Source organism: Geobacillus sp. YF-1 (genome assembly GCF_052692335.1).
The window spans coordinates 1,549,246-1,569,678 of the sequence record NZ_CP199850.1; the positions used below are offsets into that span (position 1 = coordinate 1,549,246).

Consider the following 20,433-nt stretch of genomic DNA (forward strand, 5'->3'; position numbering starts at 1 on the left):
CAAAAGGTTGCCCATGGATCTTTTCTGAAGGAATGTGCTAATTTTTTTGTGAATTGTTTCGGACGACACGGCTGTTGATTATCCAAAATTATGAATACTTCTCCCGTAAAAATGGGCATGCTCAAATAAGACAGCTACCATCTCTGATTTCCAATCGAGAGGAAGTTGCCCAAATAAAACCCGACGAACGAAAGAAATGAACGTGAGGGTGGTTTGCGTTCGTTTCTCTGTTCGGTCATATAGCCATCTCAATAACACATAGGCAATGAACGCCGCGAACAGCTGATTGTAGACGGCGTTTTTTGTTGTCCCAAATAAGGTAGGTACATTCAAGTATTGCTTGATCCATCGAAAAAAGACCTCGACTGCCCAACGCTCTTGATACATGTCGGCAATCTTTTCTGCCGATACGTCAAAGACATTCGTTACGACGCGAATCTCCTTTCCATGGGCATCACGAAAGATGACCACTCGATGACGTTTCTTCGAACGGCATTGCTTCGTTCCTAGCTGACAAGTAAAATCAGCGATGACATTGGAATCGGAAGAAACAAGACGCTGTAAACGGTGACGACGATGAATCTCTACATTTTCTTTCATGCGAATGACAAAAAGTTGTCCATTTTCCGCAAATTGGTCGATCCGTTCGATTTTAAAATACGCCCGATCTTCCACAAGAATTTGCTTCGGATGTGTCAACGCTTCCCCGACAGGACCATCGTGGCGTAGACCGGTTGTTTCTATGGCATCCATTGGTAACTGGTATTCAGGAGAATAAGCGACATGCAGTTTCATCCCTGACCGTTCCCCATGATCAGGCGCCCATGATAGGCGGTTCTTTCCGACTGTCACCGTTGTCGAATCGACAATGCGAAGAGGTTTCGGGAATCGAAGAGATCGCCGTGTTTGGCGGTTACACCTCGAAACGATCAGTGCAAACAAACGCTTCATGATTTCATATGGAATCTCCTTCGCCTTGTTTGCCACCGTCGAATAATGAAAACGCGGCAATTGGTAAGTGGGCGCCACATCAGCACCATGACGAAAACTCTTCCACTCATGGACAGCCGCGAGAAGGAAAAAGTCGATTAACGTACGTACGGTAAATTTACGAGATGAGTCGTGATAACCGACTGCTTCTGTGATGGTTTGAATGTCTTCGTCTGACACAATTTTTTGCATCAAATTCGGGAGTGTGGTATGCTTGTTCATAGAGAGCACCTCTTTCCTGGGTTTGTTTGTGTGGTTACTTACATTCTACAGGAAAGGTGCTTTTTTTTCTATGTTTTTATGGATATTATTGGTTAATCAACACACGTGTTCGGACGAAGATTGCCATTCGTTTCAAGGGGGGAGGAAGTGTGATCCAGTTTCACGACTTTGGCATTGACATTCAAACGTATACGGATCGTGGGAAAGAGAACGATTTTCCTGATGTAAACCAATGTCCCCACTGTCTATCCCGCCGCCCCTTGCACCGTCACGGGTATTACCAACGCTATGCGTTGACGGCCGAGGGGGAGTATCGCCTTTGGATCGCGCGGTACGCTCGCGAGAATGCCGCAAAACCGTGAGTGTGCTGCCTTCGTTCCTCCTCCCGTATGTTCAATATACCCTATCCGTCATCTGGCAAGCGGTCAAAGCATGGCTCGAACCACCAGGACGAGGAGCGAAGACCAAACAGGTTGGTTTTCCCACCAAGGGGGTCATTTTGTTTTCTGTCCGACGATTTTTCCGGAATCTCTCCCGTTTGCATCACGCGGCGGCGAGGAGGTGGGGGATCATCGGCCCTGTGGGGAACGCAAGAACCGAACGGGCAGTCTGGTGGATGCAGCTCTTGGAGGGACGGGGGGTGAGCTCGATCATCCAAGACCTGTGGGTCAACGAGAGATGGCATCTGTTTGCAGATTAAACCGTTTCCTGATTTTGCGTTAAAAACCAAAAAAGGGGACTGTTGATGTTTCCACAAACCCTTCCTCTCGACGAATCTCGAGCCGTTTCCCCAGAAAACGTTTCTGATCGCTTATATCGATGACTGCTCGCGGTTGGTGCCGTACGTATAGTTTCCCTTCGGAGAAGTTTGACGGGCTGTGGGTCGTCACAAAGGAAGCGGTGCTTCGTTGCGGGAAGCCGAAACGCATTTACTCGGACAACGGGAAAATTTACCGGTCCGAGGTGCTGCAGTATGCGTGCGCCGAGATGGGGATTACGCTCATCCACACCCAGCCGTATGACCCGCAAAGCAAAGGGAAAATCGAACGGTTCTTCCGCACCGTACAGACGCGGTTTTATCCGCTGTTGGAGCTGAATCCGCCAAAGTCGCTGGACGAGTTGAACGAGCGGTTTGGGAAGTGGCTTGAAGAAGAGGATCACCGAAAACCACACGCCTCACTGGACGGAAAAACGCCGCATGAGGTGTTTCAGTCCCAAGTGGAACGAGTGGTGTGGGTCGAAGACATCGATTGGCTGGATGCGATTTTTCTGAAACGGGAGCACCGCAAGGTGAAAGCCGATGGCACGATCACCCTGAATAAACAGCTATACGAAGTGCCGCCTCGGTTTATTGGACAGTCGATTGAACTCCGCTATGATGAACGAGGCGTCTATGTGTACGAAGACGGCAAACGGGTGGCGGAAGCCATTCGGGTACGTTTGGAGGATCACGCCCATGTGAAGCGTCACCGGTCGCCGTTTGCGGAAGTTCCAGCGAAGGAGGGAGAACACGGTGTATAAATCGTTCTACTCTCTTTCACGGGAGCCGTTTGCGAAAGAAACCGCCCCATCCGAGGCGTATCAAGGGGCAGCGTTTCAAGAAGCGCTGCGGGCGCTGGAGTACGTGAAACGAACCCGGGGAATCGGGCTGTTGACCGGAGAACCGGGGGCGGGCAAGACATTCGCCCTTCGGGCGTGGAAAGAATCGTTGTCCCCTTCTTTGTATCACGTGGTCTACTTCCCGTTATCGACCGGAGGCGTGATGGATGTTTACCGAGGGCTGGCCCTTGGGTTGGTGGAGGAACCGAAATACCGCAAGGTGGATCTCTTCCGCCAAATCCAGCAGGCCATTGAGCGGTTGTATCATGAACGGCGGATCACACCAGTGTTGATATTGGACGAGATGCATTTCGCGAAGGATGCCTTTTTACAGGACATCGCGATCTTGTTCAACTTTGAGATGGATTCGACCAACCCCTTTGTCTTGATGTTAGCCGGGCTGCCCCATTTACAGGGGAAGCTGCGGCTCAATCAGCACCGCCCTCTCGACCAGCGCATCATCATGCGATGCCGGATGGGACCGCTCGAGAAGGAGGAGGTGGCGGGCTACATCGAGCATCGGATGAAACAGGCCGGGGCGAAGCATCCGATCTTCACTCCATCGGCGTTAGAGGCGATTGCCCTGCAGTCGCAGGGATGGCCTCGGGTGATCAACACGCTGGCTACGACATGCCTGCTGTACGGGTATCAGCTGAGAAAGGACGTCATTGACGAAGAAGTGGTACGTATGGCCACAGAGGAAATGGGGTATTAGCACGAAAGGGGCCGAATCGGCCTCTTTTGTGCTTTCTCTTTTCCATCGGTCCACCAGGCGCGCTGGAAATCTTCATCTGAAAGAGCGTGCAAACGTTCCGAAAGAATGTGCAAAATCCGGAACAATCCGCAAAAATTTTGCACATTCTTTCGGAATCCGCCTGAAATAATTTGAAAAAGGGATTCTGAAATAATGTGCTAATTTACACCCGGCCGACCGACACGTTGGCGAAAGGAGCCCCGGACCGGTTCATCGTCTTAGTGCTGGATAACGCCCGAATTACCAAAATGGTGAGAGTGTGTTTGCAGGAAGAAGGACCGTGTGTTCACTTCATTTCCCTTTCCTCCCTATTCTCCGCAACGGAACCCGATCGAACGCTTGTGGAAATGGCGGAAAGACACCGTCATCGCCAATGTGCTTTCACAACGATCGAAACGATATCACTCAAGCCATTGCCCGGTTGGTGGACTACACCCGAGAAAATGCTGAAACGCCTAGGAGGCTGGTGATTTACTCACGCAACCGCTTCTCGCAATCGTTTCTTAAATAGAAAAACCGGTTGCATCAGCTTCTATGTTCACGCGTTCCATCATCGATCAAGGCAAACAGCGTTTTTTCACCAGCCTTCTAGAGCCGAAATATGTTCAACAATTTCCTCAGGTTCTTGGTTCCATAGAGGTGTTTTCATTGCTTGCGCTGGGTTCCGACTATCCCCTTTCAATCCAACAATTTTATAATCCGTTTTTTGGAGATAGTTTATCAAAACTGTATTATTCCAGACAGTATAAGGAGTTACTATGAAAATTCGTTTAGCATTAAGAAAATGTAGAGCCTTAAGAATTGCTGAAGAAGGAGTTACAGCGGGAACACCTGCCGTTTTAGATATTCGATTCAAAAGTTCTTGAGTGAATTGTTGACCTCTGTAAAAACTCCCGGTTGTGAAACCGTAGACCACTACATCCACTTTAGCTCGAGCAAGTTCATTAGCAGCTCTTTCGATATGTAAATTGAACAGGTCCATTCCTTCCTCCGATTCTACACCACTAGGACCTGCTATTCTTGTTGCATGCACAGTTGCTACTTGTAAAAGGTGTTCATAGAAGTCCACTTCAATTGTTGTATTTCCGGCAGGAACAATAAGGCCAACTCTTTTTTTTGGACGCATAACATCCCCCCTAACAATCAAAATTTAGTAAAAATATAATATTAAGGTTCATCCCCACAACATGTACTTGACAGACGGTACGCTTCATCATTTGTTTCCCGTTCTTTCTTGGATGCATAAGCAAGGTATGTGATGAAAAAATCAAGTACAACTTTTGGTGAAGAGCCAATATTGATAACTTTTTGTATAACTGTAGATGAGTATTTTTGTTACAGTAATTCCCATACCCTGAGAGACAAACAGGATACCCTTAGGCGACATGAAGCTGTTTTTTGATCACATCAATGGGAATCTCTTGTTTTGCATCGTCATCGATGAACTCAACGATGCTGTGCCCTTTCCGAGACCGAAGAAGCTCCCGTCCGGAAGAGAGGTCTTGTTGAGATTCCGCGATGCTGGATACGCAGGCGAACAGCACCACGGCCCCATACCGTTTCACCGCCCGAACGTGGCGAACACGGTACCACCTGACTTCAGCTGGTCTTTGGCCTGCCGGAAAACGCATTCGATCGTCCAGCGGTGGGCGTAGTAACCATGAGGCATGAACCTCCTTGTGGGTAGTTGGTGGTACATCGATTCTAACCAAGGAATCGGGTTCATGTCTCCTTTTTTATTTCGTTGTAAATTTATGTTAGTGAATTTGCTCATCTACAGTATACTAATTTACTTGTGGCTTTCGAAACAGTTCTTTTCGGGAAAGCATGCAGTAAATGGTGACAAGCATTCGGTGCGCGATCGCAACGAGTGCTTTTTTCTTTCCCCAGCGAGCCACCAATGACCTAAATTTCGCCGACAACGGTTGATTCCTCCATTGCGATCACGTCCATGTCGCTTCATAATAATGTGGATTTAACATATCCCCCCGAGAAGTCTCCCACTTCTAAGCGAAGTGTAGGTGGGGGAGGTTCATTTAATTGAATTCTGTTCAGTTTTATTTATCAGTCACAATGGACACAAACAGTTTTGCACAGGGTCGAACCACTATTAAAAAGCACGTCTTTTCAAACTGTTTGCATTCATCATTCATTATGGTAAGGAGAAATGGATTTTCATGCCTAGGTGAGGAGTAAAATTTACTCATGGGTGTTTTTTGTGAAAAAAGTAAACTTAATCATTAAATAGGTTGACAAAACTCCGCGCCGTGCCCTACGATAAATGTAACGAAGTGGAAAGGGGAGCGGAATGATGGGGAATTGGATGGAATTGGCAGAACGCGTGTTAGCAGGGCATGAGTTGACGGATGACGAGGCGCTGGCGATTCTCGACTGTCCGGATGAGGAGCTGCTTGCCTTAATGCAAGGGGCGTATCACATCCGCCGCGCCTATTACGGAAACAAAGTGAAACTGAACATGATCATCAACGCCAAGTCCGGGCTCTGTCCGGAAAACTGCGGCTACTGTTCGCAGTCCGCCGTATCGACGGCGTCGGTGAAAACGTATAAAATGGTCAATAAAGAAACGCTCATTCGCGGCGCGGAAGAGGCGTATCGCCTGCAAATTGGCACCTACTGCATCGTGGCCAGCGGGCGCGGGCCAAGCGATAAAGAGATCGACATCGTTGTGTCTGCGGTCAAGGAAATTAAAGAGCGGTTCGGGCTGAAAGTGTGCGCCTGCCTGGGGATCTTAAAGCCGGAGCAGGCTGCGCGGCTGAAAGAGGCGGGGGTGGATCGCTACAATCACAACATCAACACGTCGAAAGAGCACCATCCGAACATTACGACGTCCCATACATATGACGATCGGGTGCGGACGGTGGAAACGGTGAAAGAAGCCGGGATTTCGCCTTGTTCCGGGGTCATTATCGGCATGAAAGAGACGAAGCGAGATGTCGTCGACATGGCGCGCAGCCTGCGGGCGCTTGACGCCGACTCCATTCCCATCAACTTTTTGCATGCGATTGACGGCACACCGCTGGCGGGGACGAACGAACTGAACCCGCGCTACTGTTTGAAGGTGCTGGCGCTGTTCCGCTATATCAACCCGACAAAAGAAATCCGCATCGCCGGCGGGCGGGAAGTGAATTTGCGCTCGCTCCAGCCGCTCGGGCTGTATGCCGCCAACTCGATCTTTGTCGGCGACTATTTGACGACCGCCGGACAAGAAAAATCGGCAGACTATCAGATGCTTGAGGACCTTGGATTTGAGATTGAGTTTGCCCCGGCGCCACAAGCCAGAGTCGGCGAAAAGGCATGGATATAAAGGACGATGGAAAGACGCTTCCTTGTTGCCGGGAGCGTCTTTTTTCACGCCCCGCACCTATTTTGCCCGCGCTTAGCGGACCGAATGGCCAACTTCCGTTTCCGCTGGCGCTGCCGGTCGGCCCATCATTGGCATGAAAAAAGCGCTTGTTGCGTACGATGGCAATACGAGAGGCAAAAAACGACTTCACAAACCGTTCGGCGCTCATTATAATAGCAACAAAGAGAAAGGAAAGGGATGGGGGAATATGGAAAAAACATTTTACCGCTACTTATTGCGTTTCCGTTATGGGCATGCGGAAGACCCGATCGTTCGTTTTGCGAACGGGGCGTATGCTGACCATAGTTTTCCGAAAGGATCGGTCGATTACGAAGAGCTAAGCGGCTATTTAGAGTTGAACGGCGATTATTTGGAAAGCATGGCCGTCTTTGATGAACTGTGGGAGCAGTTTGTGTATGAGGCGTCGCTACGAGCCCGCTGACAGCGGGGGCGGTCGCCGCATCGTAAGGAGGCGTTCCCGCTTTGTTTATGGGAGCGCTTTCACAACGTCTTTTTCCGCGCGCTAGAAGGTGTCCACCTCGTTTGCCTTGCATATACTATACTAACCATTTGTTCAAAAGGGTGGGAGATGCCGATGAGCGCGCCGAAACGCCCGAAGTTTTCCATTGGCGATGTCGTCGTCAACACATTGTACGGAACGGTCGGAACCGTCACCGGCATTCAGCAGGTTGACGGCACGTTTTTATATGAAATCAACCATAGCCATAGCTTGTTTGCTGAGCAAGCGCTCGTTGCCTTGTCCGAGTTTGCCGGTGATTTATGGATCGTCGAGGAGGTCGAAATCGAACTGCCGTTTTTCCTTGGCGAGATCGTCCGCGTCCGTGATTATGGCGGCCATTTGTTTAAAGTCGTCGGCGTGCGGACGGAAATTTACCGCTACTACGGGGAAGGATGGGAAGAGACGATTTACGAGTTGAAGCGGTTGACGGACGGATGGGAGATTGAAGTGCCGCTTGAAGACATTATTCCGGTGGCCCTAGGAGAAGAGACGTCCGTCACGCTCGTGCAGGATATTGTCATCGCGATGCCAGCACTTTGGCCGCTGCCGGCCGACAACCGAAGCAGCGGGCCGTCTGTTGATGAACTGCTCGATGTGTACAATGATTATAAAGCGCTGTACGAATGGTTCGGGGATGAACAATATAAACAAATGATGGAAACGGTTGTCCAACGTCTACGAACGATCGTCAATCACCAAAACATAGAAACTGATAAAGGATGAAGAGAAAATAAGGAACGCCAGCCCACATGACCAGTGCGCCGAGCCCGTTGACGACTGTTTCCATCATTTTGTCCGCCGCTGTTGGCTTGTCCATCGGTTTCGCCTCCATGTTTTCGTATGGTCAATACATACATATGGGGAAGAGAACGAAGATAGAACAGCGTCATTTTTGACATAAAGGAGAAAGCCGTGACATACAACATTACAAAGGGGGCGAGAGGCAGTGAAGGAAATTGAAGTGGTGATCGACACGGAAGAAATCGCGGAGTTTTTTTATGAACAGCTGATCCGCCGCGGATTTGTGCCGACGCAAGAGGAGCTCGCGGAACTGGCTGACATTACGTTTGACTATTTGCTGGAAAAGTGCCTGATTGATGAGGAAATCGATGTCGACGACGAGTGACAGCTCGTCGTTTTTGTCGTCTTGGCGAAAGAAAGCCATGAGGAAAGCTCACTCGGCCGCCTGAGCGGCGGCTTTCATCATGGCCAAATGCCGCTCGTAGCGGCCGGTCATGTCGCCGGAAGCCGGGAGCGGAAGCGTTTCAAGGGCGCGGATGATCGTATGATCCGTGAACCAGTCGCGCTGATCGGAAAACGAATGAATGAGATCGGGCCACACGGATTCCAGCGTTGGGCTGTAAAGGCGGTGTCCGCCGCGGTCGGCGGTAAACCGCTGCGGCCAAACATCAGCGCGGGAACCGCTATGGGGGACGCGGCGGGCAAACCGAACAGCGCCGCGGAACAGCCGAGCATCGAACAAAAGCAAGCTGTACAGCGTTTTGCCGATATGAATGCGGTGGTGGACATCGATGAAATTACGCACCGTCGTGCCCGCTAGATTGACGCGGCCGTTTTGCTCAAACGGGATGAGCACATCGTTGAAACCAAGCCATTGCTCGACGATAAACGGCCAGCTTGACAGCACGCGGGCGCGGAAAAACGGGTGCTCGACGACGCGGAGCTGGATGTAGTATTGTTCGTTCACGATCAAGGCAACCGTGAGAAGCGGGGCGTCCCCGGTGTGCCAAAAAAGTTCCCACAGCGGCTGCATAAACGAGGACACGCCCAATGCCGGCAACAGGTGAAAGAGCGGCGTTCTTCTGCGCTTGCTTTCCGCATACAGCAGAAGCTGCGGATAAGCGTCATGAAAAATTAACGCGTTGGCCCGCTCCAAAAACAGAAAAAGGGGAGCGATCATTTCGTTCGGCAACAAGCGCGGCAGCAAACCGCCGCGCAAGTCGGTCATATTCCAGCCGCCGTTGCGTGAGACAAGATGGGCCAAAAACGCCCAGTGCAGTTCGGGATAGCGCTCGAACATGGCCAAGTAAGCGGCGGTGCGCGTGACGTTGTTGCGGTTTTGTTCCGCTGTCGCCCGCCGGACGGCGGCGATGATCGCCTCCTCTTCCGGACGCGCGGGGCGAGGCGGCCGGGCGGCGCGGCGAGCGATCAGTTCGTGAAGCAAACCGGCGTCGGCGAGGCGGACCGGATGGCGGTACAAAAAAGAGCGATAGGCATGCTGCAGCGGGTGGCGCAGCCAATCGAGCGGATGAAAGGGCATCGATCGTCTCTCCTTTCGTTAGGTAGAAGGGCTTTGATTTCGTTCAATGGAATCCTTTCGACAAAAGACGGGCGGTTTTGCTGAAGGAATCGACACTGGCAGTCACCAATAGTATAAGATACAGATGACCGATTTATAGGGGAAAGGAGAGGAAAACGATGGTTCGCTTCTGGGGGAAACGGAGATGGATGAGCAAACGCGTGTACGAGGCCGTCGTTTTTCAAACGCCGCGTTGCGGGGAGCCAAAAGGCTATCGGCAAGTGTGCCGGCTGACGGTGACGGCATCAAGCCACGATGAGGCGCTGTCGATCATCTATCGGACGTTCAATGTTGCCGATTTGATGCCGAAACATTGCCAAGCCCGATTTATGGGGACGGGGGATATCGTCTTGATTGATGAAGGGCGGAAAGGACAAACGTACTATCGCCTTTGCCCTGACGGCTGGAAACGAGTCGAACGTCAAGCGGTTTGTTGACGGAATATTCATATCGAACGCTAAGATGCTTGTTGACGGAATATTCAAAAAGATAGTCGCCTGCTGCGAGCGAAAATGGTATAATAAAAGAAAAATGTCGAATAAAGCCCGACGCTTTAGGGAACGGATAAGAAAGGAAAGGGGGCGAAGGCGATGGAATTTCGCCGTCAGCGGCGTGACGTGCCGACAGTGGCGCTGGGCATCGATGACGACGAGGAGCTGAACGAACCGGCGACGAAAGAAGAGATCGAGCGCGGGGACTATACGAGAGTCGTCACGCTCGCCTGGGATGAAACCGAACCGGCGGAATCGCAATAGGGGCTGGCCGAAAAAGCGACCTGCCCTCAAGAAAGACACGACTGTGGCAGGAAAGCGGCTGGTGCTTCTATATAGCGATGAGAGAGGGTGTCCCAGTCCTTTTGGGACACCCCCGCGGTTGGCTATGATTCTGGATGCTGGTGATGACCCGGCCCGTTTTTTCGGCCGCCGGCGGCGGAGTACTCTTTGGCGTGCGCGGCGTCTTCAGCGATTAACGCTTCCTTTGGGATATGGTTGTTCTTTTTCTGCCCGTTGATGCGGTTGCGGTGCTTTTTGCCCATTGTTTTCCCTCCTTGAACCGTTGTCATGGGTAGTGTATGCGGGCTGGCAGCGGTTCATCGGCGGAAAATGTTTGCAGGCGGGCGCGCAAAAAAGAAGGAAGGGGACGAAACGATGACCGCACTAGCGTTATCGCTGCTATTATGCGGTGCTTTGATCGCAGGGTTGCTTTGGCTGAAAGGGCAAGTCGAGCGGGTGTTGTTCCGCTGGAGGAACGTTCCGTTTCTCCATGCCGTCAATATTGTCGTCATCGCTGCTGTCGTCGCGGCTTCGTATTACCGGTGGAGCGGCATCGGCATTTATTTGCGCGACTTGGCGGACATCAGCGGTTTTTGGTACGTGTTCGCCGGTGCGATGCAGCTTGTCTTGCCCCTTTACTTGTTTGCCTGCTGGCTCGCTGCTAGATGGCGCGAGCGCGAGAAAAAATATACGCGCAGCGAAGACAAAAAAGTGCTGTATATTAACGAACGATATTTGGCGCGCCGTCATCGCGGCGATGACCGTCGTTCCAAAACATCTTGAAAAAGGGAGAGCGGCTCTCCCTTAAAATTTTGTCTTTTCCTTTTTGGATGTCGATGGTTGGTTGTTCGATTTGGATGACGGATTGGTTTTGTTGGCGTATTCAACGGCTTGCGCCAGTTTCTTTTTCATCGTTCCTGCCCCTCCTTTCCCGCTGATGCCGGCCTTCATCGTGTGCCCGCCCGCCGCTGTCGCTACTCTCAAGGAAGACTGCCATTTTTCGCAAAGATGTGATATGATAAACGAGAGCATCGACTGATGAGATCATCAAAGGAGGAATTCCGTTGAGCGTCCACATCGGAGCAAAACAAGGGGAAATTGCGGAGCGCATTTTGTTGCCGGGCGATCCGCTGCGCGCCAAATACATCGCGGAAACGTTCCTTGAGGGAGCGGTATGCTATAACGAAGTGCGCGGCATGCTCGGGTTTACGGGCACGTACAAAGGGCACCGCATTTCAGTGCAAGGAACGGGCATGGGCGTTCCTTCCATTTCCATTTATGTCAACGAGCTCATTCAAAGCTATGGGGTGAAAACGCTCATCCGCGTTGGAACGTGCGGGGCGATTCAGCCGGATGTGCGCGTGCGCGACGTCATTTTGGCGATGAGTGCTTCGACCGATTCGAACATGAATCGGCTCATTTTTCGCGGTCGCGATTATGCGCCGACCGCTGACTTTCAGTTGCTGCGGACCGCCTATGACGTGGGTGTCGAAAAAGGGCTGGCGCTCAAAGTCGGCAATGTTTTTACCGCTGATATGTTTTACAACGATGAGCCGAACTGGGAAACGTGGGCTCGCTATGGCGTCTTGGCGGTCGAGATGGAGACGGCGGCGCTCTATACGCTGGCGGCCAAGTTCGGTTGCCGCGCGCTGTCTGTGCTGACCGTGAGCGATCATATTCTCACCGGTGAGGAAACGACCGCCGAAGAACGGCAAACGACGTTTCATGATATGATGGAAGTAGCACTGGAGGCCGCCATCCGCAGCGGCGTGTGATGAGGTGTGGAAGCGGCCTCGAACGAAAAGGGGAAAAAATCGATGAAACAGCCATGGCAAGCGGCAATGCTGGCGTGCTTATTGCTCGCCGGCTGTCAAGCAGGGGAAAGCGCCGATCACCACACGGCCGGCTCGTCGGGACAGCCGCCGGGGAGTGCGGCGCCGAGCGATCGATCAGGGGAAACGCCAGACGGCCCAAAAAGCCCACCAAACGGCGGGACGCCGCCGGCAGCGAATGGCGGTCAGCCGGGTGCATCCTCACATTCCCCTCATCCGGCCGCTCCTGACTTGCAGCTTGAGGAGAAATATTGGAATGTCGTCAAAGTGCAAAACGGACAAAAAGTGATCATGAATCCGGACAACATTTTGGTGCTTGTCAATAAAGAGCAGTCGCTTCCGCCGGACTATAAGCCGTCCGATTTAGTGGCGCCGCGCGTGCCGTTTTCCTTTGCCGACCCGAAGGCGGAAAAGCGGTATATGCGAGCGGAAGCGGCGGCGGCCTTGGAGGAAATGTTTGCCGCCGCCCGCCGCGCCGGCGTAAAGCTGGTAGCTGTGTCCGCCTATCGGTCGTATGAACGGCAGCAGGCGATTTTTGCTGAAGAAGTGCGGAAAAAAGGCGAGAAACAAGCGGTTCAAGCTGTCGCCCACCCGGGGCAAAGCGAACATCAGACCGGTTTGGCTGTGGACATTAGCAGCCGTTCGGCCGGTTATCAGCTGACGGCGGCGTTCGGCGCGACCAAAGAAGGGAGATGGGTTGCCGCCCATGCGCACGAGTACGGGTTTATCATCCGCTATCCGAAAGGAAAAGAAGCGGTGACCGGTTACGAGTATGAACCTTGGCACATCCGTTATGTCGGGAAAAAGGCAGCGGCGGTGATGAAAGAGCGCGGTTTGACGCTCGAAGAATATTTTCAAATGGTGAAAAAAGTGTAGCCAGCCGCGGTGGAGATGTCTAGGAGGATGGGAATTTCATCCTAGATACGGGTTTTCCATGTTATTTCCTTACATCACCGCCCTTCCAGAACCGGTCGCGTTCGGCGTGTCAATTCACGAAAAAGGGGTCCCGCTCATGGCGGAACCTCTTTCTTTTTCGCGCTGATCAGCGGTGGAGAGCTTTTTGGCGCCTCTTGAGCCCAAACGCCGCGGCAGCGCCGGTGTCAGGTGGCGGCGCGCGTCGGCTAAAGGGGCGCCTCTGTTTTGACCGATCCCACATCGCAGGAAACGGCTGTACAACGCGTTCTTTTCCTCGCCCCTTGCTGCTTGACGTTCTCCGCTGTCGCGGGCAGCGCAGCATGGGCCTTCGCGCGCAGGTCGTTCATTGGGAGAGGGCGTCGGAAAGCGGCTTTTCACACCAAAAAAGGCAATAGCCAAGCCGATCGCCAAATTGAGCGGTCAACTGTTGATGCGTCTGCCATATGCGTTCCGCTTCCGGCGCCGGCGGAAAGGCGATCATGATCGGGGCAGCGTTGGGCGGCGCTTCTGCTGCCGCTGCATAGGAAAAATGCCGGCAACGGAACTCGCTCTGACGAAGCGCCTCTTTCCATTCCGCCGGCGTCAACAGCTGCCTAAAGCCGTAAAAGGCGGCGATGCGTTGCTGTTCGGCGGCTGACAGCCGTTGATGGCAGGCTTCAATGCCGATGAATGTGCCGCCTTGTTTCAGCACGCGCCGGATTTCGGCGAGCGCTTCTTTTAGGGACACGAAGGCGAGCACCGATTCAGAAAGAACGAGATCAAACGTTTCAGCAGGAAACGGCAGCGCTTCGACGGATGCGCGCTGCAGCTGGACGGGAACTTTCAGGGCGGCGAAGCGCTGTTGGGCCTTGGCGATCATCGTCGGATGGAGGTCAATGGCGGCAACGTCCGCCCGATACTGCTTGGCGATATACGCGGCTGTCTGGCCGGTTCCGCACCCGACATCGAGCACGGATGTGGCGCGGTCAATGTTAAGTTTACGTAAGATTTGTTTTGTTAACTCAAAGCCGCCGGGATGGGCACCGTCAATCCCCATGTCCGCCAGCCAATCCAAGTATGAAGGCATCGACTTCCCTTCCTTTCACTTCGATTTAGTTTATCATACGCCGGCGCCCTTCTTTTTGCCTTTAGGAAAAAAAGTTTGCTTGTCTTTATACTTGTGCAGCAAGGAAATTTTCTTGCTGTAGACCCAACCGCCTCTCAGCTGGTACACTGATACATGCAACGATCAGATTCGTTAGGTTGGTGAAGGATGTGGAATGGAAACGACGGCCCGAGGCTGGGGCGTTCTTGAGCATCGTCGTCTATCTTTTGCTTGCCGCCGGCAAGCTGCTGGTTGGGGAGGCGACCGGTTCGGATGGACTGAAAGCCGATGGCTGGAATAATTTCAGCGACATCATTGCTTCTTTGGCTGTTTATGTCGGCATGAAAATCGCCAGAAAACCGCGCGATCGCAACCACCCGTACGGACACTCACGCGCGGAGAACATCTCTTCCCTGCTGGCCGCCTTTTTGATGATGTCGATTGGCATCGATGTCATTGCCGGCGGCGCCCGCTCGCTGTTTCAAGAGGAAACAACGGCGGCGCCCGATCCGTTGGCCGCGGCGGCCGCTGCTGTTTCAGCGGTGCTGATGACGGGCATTTACGCGATCAATCGGCGGCTCGCCCGCCAGACGAACAGCGCGGCGCTGGCGGCGGTGGCGAAAGACAATTTGTCGGACGCGCTCGTGAGCGTCGGGGCGGCCGTGGGCGTCATCGGCGCCCGTTTCGAATGGCCGTGGCTCGATCCATTGGCGGCGCTCGTCATCGGCGCGGTCATTTGCAAGACGGCATGGGACGTGTTTGTCGATACGGCGCATACGCTGACGGACGGTTTTGATGAGCGGAAGCTCGCGGTGTACAGAGACGAAATCGCCGCGGTTGGCGGCGTTCGCGATGTCGCCGATATTAAAGCTCGCTTGCTTGGCAATGAGGTGGTGCTCGAAGTTACGATTCGCGTCGACTCGCACTTGACGGTGGCGAAAAGCCATGAGATCGCCGACGAGGTGGAGCGCTTAATGAAAAAGCGCCACAACATTCAAGCTACGCACGTTCACGTTGAGCCGCAATCGCGCGCAAAACGGCAAGGTTAGATCAGGCTGGACGGTTTGTCTATCGCTTCCGCTACGGTTGGCCGCGTTCCCTTGAAGAGAACAAGAAAGGGTACGGGTCCGCACGGGAAAATGGTCGCGGCGAAGCCCGGGTGGTGATGGAAAATCGTCCGTTGGCGCGCCGCGGCCTAGCAGAAGCCATCCTCGCCTTTGACGACTAGTTTTTTCGCAACCAGCAAACAATATCATTAAAACGGTTTGTGACAGAAAGGACGTCAATGGATGGCGATGCAACAACACTTTCATCCGGCAGTCGATGAGGCATACAGGCGCTATGCGCCGGCGGGCAACCGGTCCATGCTGGCTCCATTTCACCGTCGCATCCCGACTGGATTTAGAGCGCCTTCTCTCGTCATGGTCGCTCCACCCGTTCGCCCAAAAACGGCTGATCGATGGAACGGACATCCCAACCGTCGAGAGCGTCATTTTTTTACCGATGACGTTTATTTCCAGCGTCTATGGCATGAATTTTACGTTCATGCCGGAGCTGAAATGGAGTTACGGTTATCCGCTCGCATTGCTCCTTATGGCCACTGTCGCCGCACTCATCGCCCTCTATTTCAAACGAAAAGGCTGGTGGGGGAGACGGGAACGAAAGAAAAATAAGGGTTTTGCTGGAAAAATGGGCATTTGCCCGGCCATTTGGGCGGGCGGGCGCATATGATGGTCCCGTCAATCCATAAGGGAGGTGCCCGCCATGAGCGGTTTTATCAGCAACGGTTATACACTTGTGATCGTCTTGTTTATTTTATTGATTATTGTCGGTTGTGCTTGTGTCGGTTGGTAAGCGGCAGCCTGGAAAAACAGAAACGTTTCATGGGCAGCGCGATCTGCCCTCCACCCATGGATGAAAATCCCACGCCAGTTCGGCATTTTCACGGAAATTTCGCTGCAAGCGTAACGGCGGCCCGGTGGACGGGCCGTCTTTCTTATTGCCATGAGCGGCAAATGACGCTCGATCTTGGGCACTGCTCTTTTGTTTGGAAATGTTTTCCTCATCGCCATGCGCGACAAATACCCATTTTTGCCGAAACACCTAACCATTTCCTGATTTTTGAATAGTCTACTAGTACAAAAACGAAGGAGGTGCTGGCAAATGGGTGCAGCTTACGGCGGCGGATTTGCGCTGATCGTCGTTCTGTTCATCTTGTTAATCATTGTTGGATGCGCATGTATCGGTGGTTGGGTCTATTGATGAGCTCCACCTGCTAGCAAGGAGGTGACGAAAATGCCATACGGCTTCTACGGGGGCTGGGGCTGCGGTGGCTACGGCTTTGGCTATCCTAGCTACGGCTATCCTGGCTACGGCTATGGGTTCGTGTTGATCGTCGTCTTGTTTATTTTGCTCATTATCGTCGGAGCCACTTGGTGCTAAGCGGATGATGAGCAAGCGGGGAGGCGGCCGGATAACGGCAGCTTTCCCCGTCATTTTTTTGTCATAGGCAGGAAGACCGAGGGGGAGAGAAGAATACGTAAGAAGAAGCAAAATGCAACACAACGTGGAGGGTGGGAACATGAAACGCATTCCGAAAGACGTAGTGGCAACGTTTTCGATTGTCGCCTTTGATCCGGCGACGGGGGAGCTCGGCATCGCTGTTCAGTCAAAATTTTTAGGCGTCGGCGGCGCGCGCCGCGGACGATGAGGCGCTCTATCAGGCACTGACGACGTATATACATACGGAAAATTTTGAGGAGCGCGAGCTGGAAAAGGGAAAGATCGACCTTGACGTGCTCGCCTATATGAAACAACAGCCGTCGCCAAAGGCGGCGAACTAAACAGCAGCCGGTTGTCAACCGGAACGTTTGGCGGCTTGTCCGTTTTGACATCGTCGCAATGAAGGATGCCCCGAATGATGGGCATCCTTCGCTTTGTTGATAGGCCGCTGACCCGGGCGCCTCTGCCTTACGAGGCGAGCGGCGTGCGCTGGTTTCCGTGGCGGCGCCAGACGGCCCGCAGGCGGAAGCTGAGAAAGAGCGCCCCGGCAGCCAATCCGGCGATGAGGCCGATCCAGTAGCCAAACGCCCCGGCGTCAGTCAGCGAGGCGAGCGCCCAGCCGACCGGAAGACCGATCCCCCAGTAGGCGAGCAGGGCGGACCAAAATACCGCCTTGACCTCTTTATAGCCGCGCAGCGCTCCTTGAATGGGAGCGGCGATCGCATCGGAAAATTGGAAGAAAATAGCGTACAACAAAAACGTTTTTGTCAACGCTGCTACGGTCGGATCGTTGGTGTACAGCTGCGCGATGCTGCCGCGGAAAACAAACAGAAGCAGGGCGGCAGCGGCGGCGACTGACAACGAGAGGCCAAGGCCAATCAGGCAATATTGCTTTGCTGCTTCTTCGCGTTTCGCTCCCGCCTCGAAACCGACGGCGATCGTCAGCGCTGTCGACAAGCTGAGCGGGATCATATACAGCAAGGACGCGAAATTCATCGCGCTTTGGTGAGCGGCGACAGTTTCCGCGCCAAATCGCCCGACTAGGAGCGTCACAGCAGCAAAAATGCTCGTTTCAAAAAAGATGGCTGCCCCGATCGGAGCCCCCGTTTTAAGCAGCTCTTTCCACGCGGCCCATGAAGGCCGATAAAAACGAGCGAGCACGCGGTATCGCGACAAGCGGCGAAACTTCAGAGCGGCGAAGGCGGCGGCTGCAAAACAGTACGCGTACGTTATCGCCGTTGCATAGCCGGTGCCGACGCCGCCAAGGCGAGGAAACCCGAAATGCCCGTAAATGAACAGCCAGTTAAACAAAACGTTTATCGGCAGAGCCGTGAGCGTAATCCACATTGTCACTTTCGTCTGCCCAAGCGCATCGATCCAATGGCGCAGCGCCGAATAAAGAAAAAGCGGGATGATTCCCAACGACAAGGCCAGCAAATAATGGGCGGCAATGAATTGAACATGTGTTTCCAAGGACATGGACCGTAAGACGAGCGGAACCGCGCCGGCGCCGACGAGAACGATGATCACAGCGAGCACAGCCGCCAAATAAAGCGCTTGTGTGACAATGTGGGCGATGTCTTCGTGGCGTCCGGCCCCGAAGTGCTGGGAAACGATCGGAGACAACGCGAGCAAAATGCCGCCGATGCCGGTAAATACCGGCACCCACAAACTTGAGCCGATCGCCACGCCGGCCAAATCTTCCGCGCTCGCGTGTCCCGACATCGCGACATCAGCCACATTCATCATGTACTGACCGGCCTGGGAAACAAAAATAGGAAGAAACAAAGCGAACAAACGTCGCCATTTGTGATCTACGGGAACGGATGCTGCCATGATGACCCTCCTTTCCGTCTGTGAAAAAACGGAACATTGTGCGAAATCCTCCATGTTCCCGATCTCTCGAGCGCGGCCGCAGCCCGTCGTGGAACGGGTTAGGGCGAAAAAAACGGCGGCCGGTTGTGAAGCGGAAATTCGATCATAAAGCATGTCCCCGCCGGGCTGCTTTGCACTTTCATCGTTCCGCGGTGCAATTCAACAATTTTTTTGGACAGCGATAAGCCGAGTCCTGTTCCTGTTTCTTTCGTTGAAAAAAACGGGTCAAAAATATGGCCGATGACCGACGGAGGAATGCCGGGCCCGTCGTCGCAAAAGCTCAGCTGAACGAGATGAGGCCTTTTCCGGCTCCGAATCGTGACGTTCATCGTTTTGTTCACTTTCGCCTCAATCGCGTTGCGAAACAAGTTTAAAAATACTTGTAAAAGCTGGCGGCGGTCGCCGTTCATTTCGTAGTCGTCAAGCTGTCCATCGAGATCAAAATGGACGTTCACGTGATGGAGCAGCGCTTCGCTTTGCAAGAGAATGCCAACATCTTCGCGCAAAAAACGGTGCAAATGGAAAGTTTCCATTTTGACATCGGCCGGTTTGGCGATGTTTAAAAAATCTGTAATAATGCCGTTGGCCCGATCAAGCTCAGGGATGAGAAGGCGTTCGACGAGCGAGGCCATTCGGTCAGGCAAGTCGTGTTTCAACAGCTGCAAGTAGCCGCGCACGGTCGTCAACGGGTTGCGAATTTCGTGGGCGATGCCCGCCGCGATCCGCCCGGCGACCGCTAATTTTTCCGTCTCTTTCATCATGCTGAGCGACTGGAACACACTGATGACCCGTTTGATCGATCCGTCATCGTTATAAATAAAGCGGGTGTTGACGATGCCGTAAAAACGATCAAGCACCTCATAGTTGTAAAGCGGCTCGCGTTTCTCGAGCGAGTGGATCGTTGCAATCAGTTCATCGGGCAGCTTCAGCAGCTCGCGAATATGTTTGCCGATGATCGCGTCGCGGTCGACGCCGGTGTCTACCGCTGCCTGCAAATTGCAAAGCGTGATGATGCCGCGCTCATCGACGAAAACAATATGATGCGGGACCAAGTCAAGCAGCGGTGTCAAAAACGCTTCTATTTTTTCAAACGGCACGTCGCGGTACAGGTCGATGTCCCACCGCCATTCCGCCTCTTTTTGCGGAATCGGAGGAATGAAGGCAAGGTGCGGTTGGCCGGCCCCCCGCTTTTTTTCGACCGTGACCCCATTTTCGTAGTCGACGAATGTGAACGGAAACGGAAGCTGCTCCATGAGCCGCTCATAGGCGCGCAGCTTCCGTTCCAGTTCGTTGATGCGCTGGCTTGCCCATTGGTCATTCATGCTTTCAAACCCCTTAGCCAAACATGGTTTCGCGTTCCGCATTCCCTTCTTCCATATTAGCAAATTCCGCTCTATTTGCCTATTCGAAAACGGACTTTCTTAAAAAATAAAACTATGTTCTAAATAATCAATGAAACTGAACCTCAAACTAACTACAGGGATGTGAAGCGGTGAGCCGTTTACGGTATAATCATGGTGGGCGGAGGCGTTCGCAGCTTGTTTTCGGCGCAGCGCTGCGGGAAGCGGTCGGTCTTTTTGCCTGCGCGCTCGTGTTGAGATCGAAAAACTGTGCCGCCGGGGGCAAGCGATGGAAGCGCCTTCGCACCATGCGGCGGAAAAAAAGACGGCTCGCCGGAGTAGA

25 protein-coding genes and 4 pseudogenes are annotated in these 20,433 nt (G+C 53.1%); 19 read left to right on the top strand and 10 right to left on the bottom strand.

Annotated features, from left to right (window positions below; translation table 11 throughout):
* Window positions 1-78: 78 nt before the first annotated feature.
* Entirely contained in the window at window positions 79-1,212 is a 1,134-nt protein-coding gene (locus ACTVIM_RS07740) for an IS4 family transposase (RefSeq protein ID WP_445613702.1), read from the bottom strand.
* Window positions 1,213-1,361: 149 nt separating this feature from the next.
* Between ACTVIM_RS07740 and ACTVIM_RS07745 the strand changes: the two are divergent.
* The 3 genes and pseudogenes from ACTVIM_RS07745 to ACTVIM_RS07755 all read left to right on the top strand — a co-directional run bounded on the left by ACTVIM_RS07745 (window position 1,362) and on the right by ACTVIM_RS07755 (window position 3,526).
* Window positions 1,362-1,912, top strand: a pseudogene (locus tag ACTVIM_RS07745) (DUF6431 domain-containing protein).
* A gap of 88 nt (window positions 1,913-2,000) precedes the next feature.
* Window positions 2,001-2,733, top strand: a pseudogene (locus ACTVIM_RS07750) (integrase core domain-containing protein); the annotation flags it as partial.
* Window positions 2,726-3,526, top strand: a complete 801-nt coding sequence (locus ACTVIM_RS07755) for an ExeA family protein (protein ID WP_445614161.1) — start codon at window positions 2,726-2,728, stop codon at window positions 3,524-3,526. The pseudogene ACTVIM_RS07750 and the gene ACTVIM_RS07755, both read left to right, overlap by 8 nt.
* Before the next feature lie 616 nt (window positions 3,527-4,142).
* Here ACTVIM_RS07755 and ACTVIM_RS07760 read toward each other — a convergent pair.
* Entirely contained in the window at window positions 4,143-4,691 is a 549-nt protein-coding gene (locus tag ACTVIM_RS07760; protein ID WP_445614163.1) for a maleate cis-trans isomerase family protein, read from the bottom strand.
* Window positions 4,692-4,941: 250 nt separating this feature from the next.
* Window positions 4,942-5,222: pseudogene (locus ACTVIM_RS07765) on the bottom strand (IS701 family transposase); the annotation flags it as partial.
* Between the two features lie 654 nt (window positions 5,223-5,876).
* Here ACTVIM_RS07765 and bioB point away from each other — a divergent pair.
* From bioB to ACTVIM_RS07780, 3 genes are all read left to right on the top strand, one after another.
* Complete coding sequence (gene bioB / locus ACTVIM_RS07770; RefSeq protein WP_445614164.1) at window positions 5,877-6,890, top strand: biotin synthase BioB; 1,014 nt, start codon at window positions 5,877-5,879, stop codon at window positions 6,888-6,890.
* Window positions 6,891-7,137: 247 nt separating this feature from the next.
* Window positions 7,138-7,371, top strand: coding sequence for a YozE family protein (locus ACTVIM_RS07775; protein WP_445614165.1), 234 nt, complete (start codon window positions 7,138-7,140; stop codon window positions 7,369-7,371).
* Window positions 7,372-7,524: 153 nt separating this feature from the next.
* Window positions 7,525-8,172, top strand: coding sequence for a hypothetical protein (locus ACTVIM_RS07780; RefSeq protein ID WP_033019961.1), 648 nt, complete (start codon window positions 7,525-7,527; stop codon window positions 8,170-8,172).
* Here ACTVIM_RS07780 and ACTVIM_RS07785 read toward each other — a convergent pair.
* Window positions 8,138-8,266 (bottom strand): hypothetical protein, encoded by a 129-nt coding sequence (locus tag ACTVIM_RS07785; protein ID WP_255358704.1) that lies wholly within the window; start codon window positions 8,264-8,266, stop codon window positions 8,138-8,140. The genes ACTVIM_RS07780 and ACTVIM_RS07785 overlap by 35 nt on opposite strands.
* Window positions 8,267-8,395: 129 nt before the next feature.
* On the opposite strand from ACTVIM_RS07785, the gene ACTVIM_RS07790 reads away from it, so the two are divergent.
* Entirely contained in the window at window positions 8,396-8,575 is a 180-nt protein-coding gene (locus ACTVIM_RS07790; RefSeq protein ID WP_033019951.1) for a YozD family protein, read from the top strand.
* A 48-nt stretch (window positions 8,576-8,623) separates the two neighbouring features.
* Here ACTVIM_RS07790 and ACTVIM_RS07795 read toward each other — a convergent pair whose 3' ends face one another.
* A complete protein-coding gene (locus tag ACTVIM_RS07795; protein WP_445614166.1) occupies window positions 8,624-9,730 on the bottom strand; it encodes a DUF2515 family protein in 1,107 nt (368 codons plus the stop codon).
* Window positions 9,731-9,888: 158 nt separating this feature from the next.
* Here ACTVIM_RS07795 and ACTVIM_RS07800 point away from each other — a divergent pair, with 158 nt between their 5' ends.
* Both ACTVIM_RS07800 and ACTVIM_RS07805 read left to right on the top strand, forming a co-directional pair.
* Window positions 9,889-10,206: a hypothetical protein gene (locus ACTVIM_RS07800; RefSeq protein ID WP_033843948.1), complete on the top strand. Its 318-nt coding sequence runs from the start codon at window positions 9,889-9,891 to the stop codon at window positions 10,204-10,206.
* A 153-nt stretch (window positions 10,207-10,359) separates the two neighbouring features.
* Window positions 10,360-10,524 carry a hypothetical protein gene (locus ACTVIM_RS07805; protein ID WP_445614167.1) on the top strand — a complete coding sequence of 55 codons (165 nt, stop codon included), beginning with the start codon at window positions 10,360-10,362 and terminating at the stop codon, window positions 10,522-10,524.
* A 122-nt stretch (window positions 10,525-10,646) separates the two neighbouring features.
* On the opposite strand, the gene ACTVIM_RS07810 is transcribed toward ACTVIM_RS07805, so the two are convergent.
* A complete protein-coding gene (locus tag ACTVIM_RS07810) occupies window positions 10,647-10,805 on the bottom strand; it encodes a hypothetical protein (RefSeq protein WP_165570926.1) in 159 nt (52 codons plus the stop codon).
* A gap of 112 nt (window positions 10,806-10,917) precedes the next feature.
* On the opposite strand from ACTVIM_RS07810, the gene ACTVIM_RS07815 reads away from it, so the two are divergent.
* The 3 genes from ACTVIM_RS07815 to ACTVIM_RS07825 all read left to right on the top strand — a co-directional run bounded on the left by ACTVIM_RS07815 (window position 10,918) and on the right by ACTVIM_RS07825 (window position 13,250).
* Entirely contained in the window at window positions 10,918-11,325 is a 408-nt protein-coding gene (locus ACTVIM_RS07815; protein WP_033019945.1) for a hypothetical protein, read from the top strand.
* A gap of 281 nt (window positions 11,326-11,606) precedes the next feature.
* Window positions 11,607-12,317, top strand: coding sequence for a purine-nucleoside phosphorylase (gene deoD / locus ACTVIM_RS07820; protein WP_144974262.1), 711 nt, complete (start codon window positions 11,607-11,609; stop codon window positions 12,315-12,317).
* 42 nt (window positions 12,318-12,359) lie between these two features.
* Window positions 12,360-13,250 (top strand): M15 family metallopeptidase, encoded by an 891-nt coding sequence (locus ACTVIM_RS07825; RefSeq protein ID WP_445614168.1) that lies wholly within the window; start codon window positions 12,360-12,362, stop codon window positions 13,248-13,250.
* A 382-nt stretch (window positions 13,251-13,632) separates the two neighbouring features.
* Here the strand turns inward: ACTVIM_RS07825 and ACTVIM_RS07830 are convergent, their stop codons facing one another.
* Window positions 13,633-14,355 (bottom strand): class I SAM-dependent methyltransferase, encoded by a 723-nt coding sequence (locus ACTVIM_RS07830; RefSeq protein WP_033843945.1) that lies wholly within the window; start codon window positions 14,353-14,355, stop codon window positions 13,633-13,635.
* A 176-nt stretch (window positions 14,356-14,531) separates the two neighbouring features.
* Here ACTVIM_RS07830 and ACTVIM_RS07835 point away from each other — a divergent pair, with 176 nt between their 5' ends.
* The 3 genes from ACTVIM_RS07835 to ACTVIM_RS07845 all read left to right on the top strand — a co-directional run bounded on the left by ACTVIM_RS07835 (window position 14,532) and on the right by ACTVIM_RS07845 (window position 16,227).
* The gene (locus ACTVIM_RS07835; protein WP_445614169.1) at window positions 14,532-15,422 is read left to right on the top strand and encodes a cation diffusion facilitator family transporter; all 891 of its coding nucleotides are present in this window, start codon (window positions 14,532-14,534) and stop codon (window positions 15,420-15,422) included.
* Between the two features lie 292 nt (window positions 15,423-15,714).
* A complete protein-coding gene (locus tag ACTVIM_RS07840) occupies window positions 15,715-16,104 on the top strand; it encodes a CorA family divalent cation transporter (RefSeq protein ID WP_445614171.1) in 390 nt (129 codons plus the stop codon).
* Between the two features lie 33 nt (window positions 16,105-16,137).
* A complete protein-coding gene (locus ACTVIM_RS07845) occupies window positions 16,138-16,227 on the top strand; it encodes a YjcZ family sporulation protein (protein ID WP_445614172.1) in 90 nt (29 codons plus the stop codon).
* A 27-nt stretch (window positions 16,228-16,254) separates the two neighbouring features.
* Here ACTVIM_RS07845 and ACTVIM_RS07850 read toward each other — a convergent pair whose 3' ends face one another.
* A complete protein-coding gene (locus ACTVIM_RS07850) occupies window positions 16,255-16,476 on the bottom strand; it encodes a hypothetical protein (RefSeq protein ID WP_445614173.1) in 222 nt (73 codons plus the stop codon).
* A 60-nt stretch (window positions 16,477-16,536) separates the two neighbouring features.
* Between ACTVIM_RS07850 and ACTVIM_RS07855 the strand changes: the two genes are divergently transcribed.
* The 4 genes and pseudogenes from ACTVIM_RS07855 (at window position 16,537) to ACTVIM_RS07870 (ending at window position 17,216) form a co-directional block, all read left to right on the top strand.
* Complete coding sequence (locus ACTVIM_RS07855) at window positions 16,537-16,635, top strand: YjcZ family sporulation protein (protein WP_011231081.1); 99 nt, start codon at window positions 16,537-16,539, stop codon at window positions 16,633-16,635.
* A 33-nt stretch (window positions 16,636-16,668) separates the two neighbouring features.
* A complete protein-coding gene (locus ACTVIM_RS07860) occupies window positions 16,669-16,815 on the top strand; it encodes a YjcZ family sporulation protein (protein WP_081897218.1) in 147 nt (48 codons plus the stop codon).
* Between the two features lie 139 nt (window positions 16,816-16,954).
* Window positions 16,955-17,062 (top strand): annotated as a pseudogene (locus ACTVIM_RS07865) (DUF1028 domain-containing protein); the annotation flags it as partial.
* Window positions 17,063-17,111: 49 nt separating this feature from the next.
* On the top strand, window positions 17,112-17,216 hold the full coding sequence (locus tag ACTVIM_RS07870) for a putative peptidoglycan binding domain-containing protein (protein ID WP_445614330.1): 105 nt from the start codon (window positions 17,112-17,114) through the stop codon (window positions 17,214-17,216).
* Window positions 17,217-17,343: 127 nt separating this feature from the next.
* On the opposite strand, the gene ACTVIM_RS07875 is transcribed toward ACTVIM_RS07870, so the two are convergent.
* Together ACTVIM_RS07875 and ACTVIM_RS07880 are read right to left on the bottom strand one after the other, a co-directional pair.
* Window positions 17,344-18,711: an MATE family efflux transporter gene (locus tag ACTVIM_RS07875; protein WP_445614174.1), complete on the bottom strand. Its 1,368-nt coding sequence runs from the start codon at window positions 18,709-18,711 to the stop codon at window positions 17,344-17,346.
* A 98-nt stretch (window positions 18,712-18,809) separates the two neighbouring features.
* Complete coding sequence (locus ACTVIM_RS07880; protein WP_445614175.1) at window positions 18,810-20,072, bottom strand: two-component system sensor histidine kinase NtrB; 1,263 nt, start codon at window positions 20,070-20,072, stop codon at window positions 18,810-18,812.
* Window positions 20,073-20,433: the final 361 nt, after the last annotated feature.

Excerpts from the sequence above, each read along its gene's own strand:
- ACTVIM_RS07740 (WP_445613702.1), bottom strand. The coding sequence starts at position 1,212 with ATGAACAAGCATACCACACTCCCGAATTTGATGCAAAAAATTGTGTCA.
- ACTVIM_RS07760 (WP_445614163.1), bottom strand. The coding sequence starts at position 4,691 with ATGCGTCCAAAAAAAAGAGTTGGCCTTATTGTTCCTGCCGGAAATACA.
- bioB (WP_445614164.1), top strand. The coding sequence starts at position 5,877 with ATGGGGAATTGGATGGAATTGGCAGAACGCGTGTTAGCAGGGCATGAG.
- ACTVIM_RS07775 (WP_445614165.1), top strand. The coding sequence starts at position 7,138 with ATGGAAAAAACATTTTACCGCTACTTATTGCGTTTCCGTTATGGGCAT.
- ACTVIM_RS07780 (WP_033019961.1), top strand. The coding sequence starts at position 7,525 with ATGAGCGCGCCGAAACGCCCGAAGTTTTCCATTGGCGATGTCGTCGTC.
- ACTVIM_RS07785 (WP_255358704.1), bottom strand. The coding sequence starts at position 8,266 with ATGGACAAGCCAACAGCGGCGGACAAAATGATGGAAACAGTCGTCAAC.
- ACTVIM_RS07795 (WP_445614166.1), bottom strand. The coding sequence starts at position 9,730 with ATGCCCTTTCATCCGCTCGATTGGCTGCGCCACCCGCTGCAGCATGCC.
- ACTVIM_RS07800 (WP_033843948.1), top strand. The coding sequence starts at position 9,889 with ATGGTTCGCTTCTGGGGGAAACGGAGATGGATGAGCAAACGCGTGTAC.
- ACTVIM_RS07805 (WP_445614167.1), top strand. The coding sequence starts at position 10,360 with ATGGAATTTCGCCGTCAGCGGCGTGACGTGCCGACAGTGGCGCTGGGC.
- ACTVIM_RS07810 (WP_165570926.1), bottom strand. The coding sequence starts at position 10,805 with ATGGGCAAAAAGCACCGCAACCGCATCAACGGGCAGAAAAAGAACAAC.
- ACTVIM_RS07815 (WP_033019945.1), top strand. The coding sequence starts at position 10,918 with ATGACCGCACTAGCGTTATCGCTGCTATTATGCGGTGCTTTGATCGCA.
- ACTVIM_RS07825 (WP_445614168.1), top strand. The coding sequence starts at position 12,360 with ATGAAACAGCCATGGCAAGCGGCAATGCTGGCGTGCTTATTGCTCGCC.
- ACTVIM_RS07830 (WP_033843945.1), bottom strand. The coding sequence starts at position 14,355 with ATGCCTTCATACTTGGATTGGCTGGCGGACATGGGGATTGACGGTGCC.
- ACTVIM_RS07840 (WP_445614171.1), top strand. The coding sequence starts at position 15,715 with ATGCGCCGGCGGGCAACCGGTCCATGCTGGCTCCATTTCACCGTCGCA.
- ACTVIM_RS07845 (WP_445614172.1), top strand. The coding sequence starts at position 16,138 with ATGAGCGGTTTTATCAGCAACGGTTATACACTTGTGATCGTCTTGTTT.
- ACTVIM_RS07855 (WP_011231081.1), top strand. The coding sequence starts at position 16,537 with ATGGGTGCAGCTTACGGCGGCGGATTTGCGCTGATCGTCGTTCTGTTC.
- ACTVIM_RS07860 (WP_081897218.1), top strand. The coding sequence starts at position 16,669 with ATGCCATACGGCTTCTACGGGGGCTGGGGCTGCGGTGGCTACGGCTTT.
- ACTVIM_RS07875 (WP_445614174.1), bottom strand. The coding sequence starts at position 18,711 with ATGGCAGCATCCGTTCCCGTAGATCACAAATGGCGACGTTTGTTCGCT.
- ACTVIM_RS07880 (WP_445614175.1), bottom strand. The coding sequence starts at position 20,072 with ATGAATGACCAATGGGCAAGCCAGCGCATCAACGAACTGGAACGGAAG.